This window comes from Alteromonas sp. CH_MED4-4 (assembly GCF_037029575.1).
GTDB lineage: Bacteria > Pseudomonadota > Gammaproteobacteria > Enterobacterales > Alteromonadaceae > Alteromonas > Alteromonas macleodii.
The window spans coordinates 49,678-62,213 of sequence record NZ_JAYMEU010000028.1; the positions used below are offsets into that span (position 1 = coordinate 49,678).

At 44.3% G+C, this 12,536-nt stretch carries 10 protein-coding genes; 8 read left to right on the top strand and 2 right to left on the bottom strand.

From position 1 onward, the window contains the following. Positions 1 to 3 precede the first annotated feature (3 nt). From WA381_RS16700 to WA381_RS16710, 3 genes are all read left to right on the top strand, one after another. Positions 4 to 249 (top strand): YfhL family 4Fe-4S dicluster ferredoxin, encoded by a 246-nt coding sequence (locus WA381_RS16700; RefSeq protein WP_156086527.1) that lies wholly within the window; start codon positions 4 to 6, stop codon positions 247 to 249. A 118-nt stretch (positions 250 to 367) separates the two neighbouring features. Then, entirely contained in the window at positions 368 to 1,597 is a 1,230-nt protein-coding gene (locus tag WA381_RS16705) for an aminotransferase class I/II-fold pyridoxal phosphate-dependent enzyme (RefSeq protein ID WP_156086528.1), read from the top strand. 138 nt (positions 1,598 to 1,735) lie between these two features. Beyond that, a complete protein-coding gene (locus WA381_RS16710) occupies positions 1,736 to 2,911 on the top strand; it encodes a saccharopine dehydrogenase family protein (RefSeq protein WP_101564885.1) in 1,176 nt (391 codons plus the stop codon). 74 nt (positions 2,912 to 2,985) lie between these two features. Here WA381_RS16710 and WA381_RS16715 read toward each other — a convergent pair whose 3' ends face one another. Continuing rightward, a complete protein-coding gene (locus WA381_RS16715; protein ID WP_061486020.1) occupies positions 2,986 to 4,167 on the bottom strand; it encodes a pyridoxal phosphate-dependent aminotransferase in 1,182 nt (393 codons plus the stop codon). Positions 4,168 to 4,537: 370 nt separating this feature from the next. On the opposite strand from WA381_RS16715, the gene WA381_RS16720 reads away from it, so the two are divergent. From WA381_RS16720 to WA381_RS16735, 4 genes are all read left to right on the top strand, one after another. Beyond that, positions 4,538 to 4,801: a DUF7218 family protein gene (locus tag WA381_RS16720; RefSeq protein ID WP_014976784.1), complete on the top strand. Its 264-nt coding sequence runs from the start codon at positions 4,538 to 4,540 to the stop codon at positions 4,799 to 4,801. 299 nt (positions 4,802 to 5,100) lie between these two features. Further along, positions 5,101 to 6,075 carry a DUF1852 domain-containing protein gene (locus tag WA381_RS16725; protein ID WP_014949789.1) on the top strand — a complete coding sequence of 325 codons (975 nt, stop codon included), beginning with the start codon at positions 5,101 to 5,103 and terminating at the stop codon, positions 6,073 to 6,075. Between the two features lie 125 nt (positions 6,076 to 6,200). Further along, positions 6,201 to 7,241, top strand: a complete 1,041-nt coding sequence (locus WA381_RS16730) for a methionine synthase (protein ID WP_014949790.1) — start codon at positions 6,201 to 6,203, stop codon at positions 7,239 to 7,241. A 727-nt stretch (positions 7,242 to 7,968) separates the two neighbouring features. After that, positions 7,969 to 10,809: a TonB-dependent receptor domain-containing protein gene (locus WA381_RS16735; protein ID WP_014949791.1), complete on the top strand. Its 2,841-nt coding sequence runs from the start codon at positions 7,969 to 7,971 to the stop codon at positions 10,807 to 10,809. A gap of 73 nt (positions 10,810 to 10,882) precedes the next feature. On the opposite strand, the gene WA381_RS16740 is transcribed toward WA381_RS16735, so the two are convergent. After that, positions 10,883 to 11,332, bottom strand: coding sequence for a GyrI-like domain-containing protein (locus WA381_RS16740; protein ID WP_156078483.1), 450 nt, complete (start codon positions 11,330 to 11,332; stop codon positions 10,883 to 10,885). 247 nt (positions 11,333 to 11,579) lie between these two features. On the opposite strand from WA381_RS16740, the gene WA381_RS16745 reads away from it, so the two are divergent. Beyond that, on the top strand, positions 11,580 to 12,464 hold the full coding sequence (locus WA381_RS16745) for an EamA family transporter (protein WP_039225402.1): 885 nt from the start codon (positions 11,580 to 11,582) through the stop codon (positions 12,462 to 12,464). The last annotated feature ends 72 nt before the right edge of the window (positions 12,465 to 12,536 follow it).

The window sequence follows — 12,536 nt, forward strand, 5'->3', positions numbered from 1 at the left end:
TGCATGGCACTGCTTATTCTTGATAGCTGCATTAACTGCGACATGTGCAAACCCGAATGCCCTAATGCCGCTATAAGCATGGGTAATAAAGTGTATGAAATAGACCCGTTACGCTGTACAGAATGCGTGGGGCATTACGATGCCCCTACTTGCTTAGCGGTATGCCCTATCGATGTGGTTAAGCCCGACCCGAACAATAGAGAGTCACTAGACGAGCTGGCCGAAAAGTTTGTTCGTTTAAATAGTTAGCTATGAAGTAAGTCAGCGAGTTAATTGTACTTCTCGAAGAATTCCCTTGAATCATGACCAAGAGTGATCACTAATTGCGGTACAGTTTGAATTGGCACTTACTAATAAGGGTTTTATTTTGAAGTTTGCCTCTCGCGCTACGGCGATCTCTCCGTTTCTTGCTATGGCCTATGGCGAAAAAGCCACGACACTAGAACAGCAAGGTAAAGATGTTATAAGACTTAATTTAGGCGAGCCTGATTTCGGCGCACCCGCGGCAGTACTCGAGGCAATGAAAGAAAGCTTGAGTGCCCCAGATTTTCCCTATACCTCGGCGCTGGGCATGCCTGATCTACGTGAAGCCATTGCACGCTTTTATGAAGTTAAACATGGCGTAGCGGTAAGCCCTTCTAGAGTGGTCGTGACCGCTGGGGCTTCTGGCGCTTTACTTTTGGCAAGTGCTGCCTTGGTTGAACCAGGCGACAACGTGATATTGGGCGACCCTTCTTACCCTTGTAACCGACGTTTTTTAAACGCATTTGGCGCAGAGGTAACGCTGGTACCAACACGCAGTGAGGATAACTTTCAGCTAACCGCAACAAGTGTTGCCGATAATTGGAAGCACAACACGAAAGGTGTACTTATTGCCACACCTGCCAATCCTACTGGTACGGTTATAGATGCAGAAGAGTTGACTAAAATTGGCGAGTACTGCAAATCCAAAGGTGGCTTTTTAATTGTTGACGAAATTTACTTGGATCTATCGCTTTCGGCTGATCTTGATTTACGCAATGATACATTCGCTTCCCAATCGACCTTGGGCACTGATACCAAACTTCAAACCGTACTTGCCAATGCACAGCTTGAAGAAACAGTGGTCGTAATAAACAGTTTTTCCAAATATTTTGGTATGACCGGCTGGCGTCTTGGCTGGTGTGTGGTACCCGAAGCAATGACGCCCGTCGTTGAAAAACTCGCGCAGAATTTGTTTATTTGCCCTTCTACCCTTTCGCAAAAGGCCGCTCTTGCGTGCTTTACACCAGAAGCATTGGCGCAATGCGAGCAAAACCGCCATACGCTGGAAAAGCGTGCTTCCCTTGTTTTTAGTGCACTTGAAAATATGGGGCTTGGTTTAGATGCAAAGCCTGACGGTGCGTTTTACGCCTACATCAATATTAAGCACACAGGGCTAAGTGCAATTGAATTTTGTGATGCCCTACTTTCACAACATCATGTAGCGCTTACGCCGGGTAATGATTTTGGTGAGCACAATGCCAACCATTACGTAAGACTGTCTTTCGCCACTAGCATTGAACGCTTGGAGGAAGGGCTTTCACGGCTTGCTGAGTTTGTAGAATCATTAAGCTAACGCTTTTTTATGCTCACCATTTAATTTCGTGAATAGACAAATATTACCGAAAAAAATGATAGATATGGGTGCTTGTGCGTATATTGAGTAACGCATATTGATGACACGTGTCGAAACGAGATAAAACAGGACAAAACAATGAGTAACGAACGGGAATTTGATGTAGTTATTTTCGGTGCTACAGGTTTTACGGGTAAGTTAGTAGCTGAATATTTTCAGGCTCAGTATGGCAGCGATGACAACGTTAAGTGGGCGGTCGCAGGCCGAAACGAAGCTAAACTCAACGGCGTAAAAAAGGAGCTAGGCATTAGTGAAAGCGTTGCTAGCATTGTAGCCGATGGTGATGATGATGACGCGCTAAATGCGTTGACGAAGCGCACAGCCGTTGTACTTACCACTGTTGGTCCGTATCAAATTTACGGTGAAAAGTTACTTTCTGCATGTGTCGATAACGGCACCGGCTATACAGATCTTTGCGGTGAGCCAGCCTGGATGCACCAAATGATCAATAAATACGAAGCGAAAGCTAAAGAAACCGGCGCAAACATTGTGTTCTCGTGTGGCTTTGACTCTGTGCCTTTTGACCTTGGTGTGTACTACCTTCAAGAACATGCCAAAAAGCAAACTGGCGATGTCATTGAATATGTAAAAGGTCGCGTTCGTAAAATGCAGGGCACGTTCTCTGGCGGTACGGCTGCAAGTTTAAAAGCGACCATGGCGGCTGCGCACAAAGATAAGTCTGTCATGGCGGCACTTATTAACCCGCACTCATTAACCGATGGCGCGTCAAATCAGCCACAGCCCGATGGCAATAAACCTTACTTCGATGAGCAGTTAGGCACATGGGTTGCACCATTTATTATGGCGGCCATCAATACTAAAAACGTTCATCGCACGAACTACCTGGGCGGATATAGCTACGGCAAGAACTTTCAATATGATGAAATGATGATGACTGGTCCAGGTGAGAAAGGTGAAGCCATGGCGAATCACGTTGCCAAAGATAAGTCGCTTGCAAGTGATGATGGCCCTAAACCAGGTGAAGGCCCGAGCAAAGAAGAGCGCGAAAATGGCTTTTACGATGTCATGTTTGTGGGTACCGCTACCAATGGTGATATGCTAGCCGTATCGGTAAAAGGCGACAAGGATCCAGGTTACGGCTCTACCAGTAAAATGATTTCAGAATCTGCCCTTTGCTTGTGCAAAGACGTTAGTTTATCTGGTGGTTTCTTCACACCTGCGGCAGCACTTGGTAACAAGCTTATCCGCCGTTTAGAAGAAAAAGCAGGCTTAACGTTTGCTATCGAGAAATAGCGATTCAAAAAACGAAGGCTGAACACAAATTGCGTTCAGCCTTTTCTCTCTGCGCTAGGTGTTATTTTTGTTTTTTAAGCGAGTACCGCTTTTAATGCTTTAACGCACGCGTCAGTTTCTTCAGGTGTCCCTACACTAATACGTGACCATGAGTCGTACCCAGGCCACGTGCGCCCTACAACCTTTATACCTTGAGCTTTCATCTTTTCTGCAAATTTATCGTGCGGCATGCCCGTATCCATGTAAATAAAATTCCCTTGTGGATTTGGCGCAAACGGCTGCTTTAACTCTTTAGCTACTTTTACTAACTTTTCACGCTCAGTTTTAATGCGTGAGCGCATTGTGTTTAAGTTCTCATGATCATCCATACTTGCCATACCCGCTACTAATGCCAAGTAATTCACACCACCCATGCGTAGCATACCGCCCATTGTTTTAGCTTGCTCAGCAGGCATGATGGCGTAACCGAGACGCTGTCCCGCCATGGCGTGAATTTTAGAGAAGGTGCGGCAAATCACCACGTTGTACCCCTCAGCTACTAGCTTCGATTGCACATTAGCGGGGTAAGCATCAGACATTTCAATGTAGGCTTCATCGATGAAAACCTGTGCTTTCTTCGATACGCGTTTTGCAAAAGCGGTAAGCTTCGCCGCATCTACCATGCTCCCTGTCGGATTATTTGGATTACATACGTACACAGCAGTCGTATCTTCGGTTACTGCAGCTTCAATTGCATCTAGGTCAAAAGTCATATCATTGGCTAACGGCACGTAGATCACGTCTGCCCCCATAAACTCAGCGCCCCGTGGTACGCCTTCGTAGGTTGCCATAGACGTTACCAGCTTATTGCCGTTTTTGGTGATCCAGTCCGCATAGCCAAAAAGAATAGGTGAAGATCCATTCGTAATTACGATTTGCTCAGCAGATACGCCTTCTTGCTCAGCAATTTTTTGCGCTAACACTTCAACCGTAGCGTCGGTATAACGCGCTAGGTTTAAAAGCTCGCTTTGCATTGCCTTTGCGGCTTTTTTTGACGGCCCAAAGGCGTTTTCATTTGACGATAAGCGAATAAGACCATCGTTTACATTGGGGGTAGCAGACGGGAAGTGTTCAGTTTGCATACCTGCGGCACGAAGGTCGCCCATAATACTGTCAACGCTGGTCGTTAGCGCTACCGCGCCTGCACCTAATCCCACAGACTTTAACCAATTACGGCGTGAAGAATTCACGGTGCTCTGTTGTTCATTTTTATTCATATTTCGCTCTGCCTTCCGTCTATATTCACTTTAGACTAAAGGCTTAATTTTGAACGCGCAATAGCATGAAAAACCTAAACCATTGACATAAATGCACTTTTTACGTGCATGTGGCGCACTAAAATTGACAACATAAGAAGTTTTAACGCGTTAAGTCGTTACATTACGGTGCAGCGTTATTTTGTCGTTTTTGGCGTTTGCGATGAATGACATTTTTTCTGATGTTAAAGGCGCAGCACTCTCTCGCTATTGGTTCTTCGCACTTGAAGCCTGCCTTTTAAACGACTGTGTAATCCATCTATATAAATACAAAGTAAGAATTACGGCGAAACATTCATCGATTACTCAGTATGCAAAACAGGAGTTAAATATGGCTAAGGACCACGGCAACCAAATTAAAAACGACGACACTTACGAAGCCCTTCGCGACGAAGGCTACAGTAAAGAGAAGTCGGCGCGCATTGCCAATGCGCAAGCCAATAGCGAACAAACCCCTTCTAAAGATGGTGGAAAAGGCAAAAAATACGAGGATCGCACTAAAGAGGAACTGTATCAAAAGGCCAAGGAAGTCGGCATTGAAGGTCGCTCTAACATGAGCAAAGACGAATTAATTGATGCGTTACGCAATCATTAGTGGCGGATAGACCGCCACATACAAAAACTGGTCACTGTGGCGGTGATGATTACGTTTTATCAGACACGCATAATTTGTGCATTTCGTGGCAAACCTCAACTTCAAGTAAAGATCTACCGCCTCATTAGTAGGCGACTAGCTCTTCGCCCGCCCAATACATGACAATATTTCATGATAAAATGAAAATAAGTCATTTTTATTCATAGTTAAATCAACGTATAACGTGTTCATAGCTTTTACAGCAGTCTCACTACTCGGTTTAACTTTAGGAATAGAAGCGCATTCTCATGAACAACAACGTGAACACAGATTTCTCTTTTACTATTAACAGCGTTCAGTTTAATGAAGATTATCGCCCTTCAGACAACACACGCATCACCACCAACTTCGCCAATTTAGCTCGTGGTCAACGCCGCAAAGAAAATTTGCGCGATGCACTAAGCATGATAAACAACCGCTTTAATGCACTGGCTAGCTGGGATAATGAAAGTGGCGATCGCTATGCTGTCGAACTTGAAATTGTGTCGGTAGATATCGACGTTGAGGGTAACGGCAACACATTCCCAACTATCGAAATCTTACAAACCAATATAATTGACAAAAAAACGGGTAAACGCACTCAAGGTATTGTGGGAAACAACTTCTCGTCTTATGTTCGCGATTATGACTTTAGCGTTCGTCTATCTAATCACAATCGTGGCCAGTCTTCGTTCAGTGTCCCTACCGATTTTGGTGATCTGCACGGAAAGTTGTTTAAGTATTTCGTTAATTCAGAAGCCTATAAAGCACATTTTTCAAAGCTGCCGGTCATTTGTTTAAGCGTTTCCGACAATAAAACCTACCGTCGAACAGAAAATCAGCACCCCGTTTTAGGCGTTGAATATCAGCCTAATGAATCATCACTAACTGAACAGTATTTCAAGAAGATGGGCTTAAACGTGCGCTATTTCATGCCACCAAACAGTGCTGCTCCTTTTGCATTTTATTTCTTTGGTGATTTGTTAAACGACTACACCAATTTAGAACTTATCAGCACTATTGCTACGATGGAGACCTTCCAGAAAATTTATCGCCCTGAGATTTATAACGCTAACGCCCAGGCAGGTTTAAGCTACAAACCAAACTTGAAAAATAGCGATCACTCAGTGACTCGCATTGTTTATGACCGTGAGGAGCGGACTCATCTAGCCGTTGAACAAGGCAAGTTCGTAGAAGAGAACTTTATAAAGCCTTATCAACACAAGTTAGCGCAATTCACAGCAAGCTACGCCTGATCCGTTCATTTAGATACTTGCGATTTTCAAACCGCACATGTTGCGACTACAAAGCTATGATAAGGGCAGCACGTTCTGCCCCTCGCGCATCCATACAAATTATTGATTAGAAGAAAGCGAATCACATGAAAAAACTACTCCCCACTTCAATTGCAGGCAGTCTTCCAAAACCATCGTGGCTTGCACAGCCTGAAACCCTGTGGTCGCCGTGGAAGCTAGAAGATGAAGCATTAGAGGAAGGCAAAAAAGACGCGCTTCGCGTTACGCTTCAGGAACAAGCCCTATCAGGCATAGATATTGTGTGTGACGGTGAGCAAACTCGTCAGCATTTTGTAACTACTTTTATTGAGCACCTTGACGGTGTTGATTTTGAAAACCGTAAAACCGTACGTATTCGCAATCGCTACGACGCTAGCGTACCTGTCGTTACCCATGCTGTTACACGGCCAAAATCAGTGTTCGTTGAAGACGCAAAGTTCTTAAGGAGCCAAACCGATCAGCCCATAAAATGGGCGTTACCTGGCCCTATGACGATGGTTGATACGCTGTACGACGACCATTATAAAAGTCGCGAAAAACTTGCGTGGGAGTTTGCCAAAATACTAAACCAAGAGGCAAAGGAGCTTGAGGCTGCTGGTGTTGACATTATCCAGTTTGATGAACCTTCGTTTAACGTATTTTTCGATGAAGTCAATGAATGGGGTATTGCCGCATTAGAAAGAGCCATTGAAGGGCTTAAATGCGAAACTGCAGTGCACATTTGCTACGGATATGGCATCAAAGCTAATACCGATTGGAAGAAGACATTAGGCTCTGAGTGGCGACAATATGAGGAGAGCTTTCCTAAGTTAGCAAAATCTAATATTGATATGGTTTCTCTGGAGTGCCATAACTCTCATGTACCCATTGAACTGATCTCGCTTCTTAAAGGCAAAAAAGTGATGGTGGGCGCTATTGATGTTGCAACTGACACAATAGAGACACCAGAAGAAGTAGCAGCTACATTACGTGAAGCATTAAAGTACGTGGATGCCGACAAACTCTACCCTTGTACAAACTGTGGTATGGCCCCCCTTTCACGACAGGTTGCTCGAGGCAAGCTTGAGGCGCTCAGCGCTGGCGCTGAAATAGTAAGGCAGGAATTAGCTCAGAAGCTCAGTGCTTAATACGCCTCAAAACTTTTGTTAAGCAAGAGCATTTTGAAAGCGCACTAAAGCCCATATCAAAGTGGGCTTTTTTATTTCTAGCGGTTCAAAACAGTATCAGCGTTATTCTCATCTATTCGACCTTATTTAAGGTTAGCTCCCTTACATTATTTATAGTTTCCGCAGAATCAAGGATAATTAAAAACATCATTAAGAAATAAGATAGAAAATATAACACATGGAGAAGCAACAAATATTTAACTTATGAGCAACATTAGCAATTACCTGATTTAAAACAGCGACAAAACAACTATTATTCACGTTAAAAAAAGAAACTTTAATATACACGGTTTAAATTTACTCAGTTAGTGCAATATACGAGCAAAAATCTTCTAACTCAAAATTAACCAAGCAAATTAAAAACAAGACGAAAACCGCTTAATAAGCGCTCTAAAAAGACACTTTTCGACCACATGGTCAATATAAAAACAATTATTGAGTATTATTAATACAAAACTCAAAAATATTAATTAAACCTACTATTTATAAATTCTTTAAAATTAAGTTAACTCTTTCATAGCTAGAATTTAATTCACCGCAAAAAATTGATTTATTTAATACTAGATAATTAGAATGCGCGCCATTGCAACATAAGTAAAAACTACGCATGCAATTTGGCTAGCCCTTGCCTATTTACGGGGCGTTAACCAACAACAAGCACGTAAATCTAATTCACTAGGAACAATCCATGAAAAATATTGCAACTGCAGTTCAGTTAGCATTAGCAGGAAGTGTCGCGTTGACCTCAGGCAACGTTCTTGCACAGGACTCAACAAATGAAAGCGCTGACGTTGAAAAAATTCAGGTCACCGGTTCTCGTATCTCTCGTCAGGGCGCTATCGCTCCATCACCAGTAACAGCCATTTCTGGTGAGTCACTTCTTAATTCAGGTGCGATGAACATTGGTGAGGTGCTTAATGAGCTTCCTTCACTTGCAAACACATTCTCATTGGGTAATTCAGGTCAATTTATTGGAACTGCCGGTCTAAATATTCTTGACCTACGCGGTATGGGTACTGACCGCACGTTAGTATTGGTAGACGGTAAACGTCACGTATCTTCTTCAGCAGGCTCTGCAGCGGTAGATACCAACACCATCCCTACTTCGTGGATTGAGCGCGTAGAAATCGTTACTGGCGGTGCTTCTGCGGTTTATGGTGCAGATGCAGTAACTGGTGTTGTTAACTTCATTCTTAAAAAGAACATTGAAGGTTTCGACGTGAGTGCGACGCAAGGCTTTGCACAGGAAAACGGTTATAAGAACGATAAATACCAAGCATCATACGGCTTTAACTTCGACAATGATCGCGGCAACATTGCTTTTGCAGCCGAATACAGCTCACAAGAAGCTTTAGAGGCCCTTGACAACCCTTGGACTGCAACGTCGTATCGTAATATGAGCTTTGAAAGCATCATGGGATACGAGCGCAGTGAAGACCAGTTAAATTCAACGGCATTTCCTGACAACTTTTACACTGCTAATGCGGGCTACTACACACTAAACAACTCTGGCGTTTTTGGCGGCAACTCTCAGACTTTCAACGCTGACGGTTCAATTCGCGAAATCTACACCGGTGACCAAGTAGACGGTGCGTTCTGCGCAAACTGTGATTCGTTTAACCTGCGCCAGTTTACGCAGCTTCAGCCTGAGTTTGATCGTACTAACCTAAATGTAAAAGGTAACTACGAGCTAAACGACGACACCACAGTGTATGCACAGGCTAAGTACGCGCGTACTCGTGCAATTACAATGGGCCAGCCTGCTTTCTTCTATGGCGGCTCAGAGACAACCATTTATCGTAACAATGCCTTTCTAGATGATAGCGTTGCCGCATACATGGATGAAAACGAACTAGACAGCATTCAGCTTAACCGCATGATGACTGACCTAGGGCGCCGCACCGAAGCAGACGAGCGTGAAACTTATCGCTACGTGCTAGGTATCGAAGGCTACATTGGTGACGAGTGGAGCTACGAGGCATTTGTAAACTACGGCAAAACTGAATTAGAGCGTGAGAACCGCAACAACCTTGTTTTGCAAAACTTCGAGAATGCACTTAACGCAATAACTGACGGCGATGGAAACATTGTTTGTGCGTCAGGTAGTGATGACGGCTGTGTACCGCTAAACATTATGGGCTTTGGTCAGCCTTCACAAGAAGCAATTGACTACGTCAATACTACATCAGTTGGCACAAGCAAAATTGAACAATACAACGCTGGCGCAACCATCGCAAACTCTGGTATTTATGAATTACCTGCAGGATACGTTGGCTTTGCAGCCGGTGTTGAATATCGCAAAGAAAAAAGCGAAATTGAAGAACCTGATAATGCAGCGGGTACCTTTTTCAACACTCTAGGTGAAGATAAAGGCGATTACGATGTATCAGAAGTATTTACTGAAGTTACTATTCCACTACTTGCCGATCTCCCTGGCGTAGAAATGCTGACATTTGATACTGCGGCGCGTATTGCCAACTACTCTTCGATTGGCAACGCGAAAAGCTGGAAGCTTGGTCTAGATTGGAAAGTGTATGAAGATTTACGTCTACGTGCGACAAAATCATCTGCACTACGCGCGCCGAACATCGGTGAACTTTATGGTGAAGCAAGCCAAACCTTCTTCCGCGTAGACGATCCATGTCGTACAGACAACCTTGCTGACTTAGCCAACGCCGACCAACGCATTGCAAACTGTGCAGCGTTAGGTATCCCTGCAGATTTCAACTCTGATTACGACTCAGCAACGCTAGAAGGCGTAAACGGTGGAAACATCGACTTGCAAGCGGAGAGCTCAATCTCTAAAACACTAGGTGTTGTCTATACTCCTAGCTGGTTTGAAGGCTTTACCGCTACTGTTGACTACTGGGAAATCGAGCTGACAGACGCGATTTCGTCTATTGACGGCCAAACAATATTGGATCGCTGTGTTGACTCTGAGTCGGGTATTAACAACGTATACTGTGGCCTTATCGACCGTGATGGAACTACCGGTGAAATCACTCAGATTCGTAGCTATGCATTGAACATCGCGGGTCAAGAAGCCAAGGGTATCGACTTCGAACTAGGATATGATTTCGACGCGCTAGAAGGCGCATTCCGTACTAGCTTGATTGCGACTTACCTTAAAGACCGCAAAGAATTCCCATTCCAAGATAACCCTGAGGTATTCTATCAGTACGCAGGTACGGCAGGTGAATCTGATTGGCAGGGTGTATTCACCATCAACTATAGCCGTGGTGATTGGGAAGCAAGCTGGAAAACTCGCTACCTAGAACGTTCAAGCCTTTACGACAACCAAGAGTTAGCGCGTAACCCAAATCCGAGCAACCGTATGGAACTGCCTTCATACGCTGTGACTGACGTGACCGCGGGTTACAACTTTGCTAACGGTGTTAGCCTAACCGTGGGTATTGATAACCTGTTTAACCGTGCGCTACCGACAGGCACGACAGGCACGGGTTCAATAGACGGCGCGTACGACAACATTGGCCGCTTCGGATACGTTACCGTAGCGTACAAAATGTAATTTACGTAATATTGAGCAATGATAAAAACGGCGCTTATTAGCGCCGTTTTTTTATTATAAAGTTAACATGACGTCATTTTATCGCTATATAGACGTCTATATGGTTGCCATTCACATAGTGCTCGAAGTCTATTGAAAACGTCCTTTCATACTCGGCACCTCCTTCTGTGAAATAGCGCCAAATATCGCTCCATGCATCAATGGCAATTTGCGGCATTTCACCTTGTCGCGAAAAAACGAGATACTTTCCTGCGGGAATAGTGATGTGCTCAACCTTTAAATGTTCGGGCACTGAGTCACCGTCAAACCCAGCCAACACGGAAAAGTCACCGGAATGATCGGATTCGTAGTTGAAATACACGCCATACACTCGATCGCCGCCTTTATAGTCAACAGCTATCGAATTATCAAACCTTTGCCAAAGTGTGGGTATCTTTCCCAGTGGTGAGAATTCAGTGTGATTATTGGTAATCACCGAAAAGCCTTTAATATCTATCGGTGAAGAGAGTTGTCGCATTTCCATGTCTTTATTCCATTTATTTGTGCGAGATAGTCATGATACACGCTTGTGCTTTGCCCACCATTCAGATCTTGGTTATTTCACTTACTTTTCATGTGTATTTTAACTGCAAAGTAAAAGGCTCATTGGTTTAAAATAATGAAACTAGCTGTTATCACCTTTTAATTTTCAATACTTTCCCTTATCAACGAGCATTTCAGTTTTAGAACAAATATAATCCGGTTTTGTCTCATCCAGGTTGCAATATATTGTGAATCAACGTTTTTTACTTGCCATAGTCGCAGTGCTTTTGGCGATGGTAACCATACAGTCTGGTGCATCGTTTGCGAAACAACTCTTTCCTATAGTTGGCCCTGAAGGCACCAGTGCTCTTCGTGCGTTTTTCGCCGCGTTGGTGTTAACAGTAATTTTTAGGCCTTGGAGAGCGCGCTTAAGCGCGAAAGGATGGCGTAACGTTATTTTCTACGGCGCTTGCTTAGGCGCAATGAATATCATCTTCTATCTTGCGATTGAGCGTATTCCCCTTGGCATAGGTGTTGCGCTTGAGTTCACCGGACCATTGGCTGTGGCATTTTTTAGTGCCAGAAAAAAGAGAGACTTTGCTTGGGCTATTTTAGCCGTTGCAGGCGTTTGTTTGCTGCTTCCCGATATTGGCGGCGCGTCGGCCGAGAGCTTAGATCCCGTCGGCGTTATTCTTGCCCTTACAGCCGGAGCGTTTTGGGCCGGTTATATCGTATTTGGAAACAAAACAGGCAACGAAGGTTCTGGCGGTATTACGGTAACATTAGGCATGCTAGTGGCCGCTATCTGTGTAGTGCCTATTGGCGTTGCAAGTCAAGGTATCGCCTTACTCTCGCCACAGGCTATTTTCATCGGGTTCGCTGTAGGCGTATTCTCGTCGGCTATCCCGTATACGTTAGAAATGAGTGCAATGCGCAATATGCCTAAGCAAACCTTCAGCATTATGATGAGTGTTGAGCCTGCCGTTGCAGCCATAGCGGCGTTCATCATTATTGATGAAACCCTCACGCTTTCACAATGGTTTGCAGTGGCTTTAGTCGTTATTGCTACCGCCGGGAGTTCAGCTACGCAAAAACAACTACCCAAACAAAAACAAATTGAAACCCTTTCCTAGGGCCTGTTGACCTTTGGTGTACGAATTTTGGTCTAAATGGAAGCCTTTTAATCGCGAAACAGTCCTGCAAGC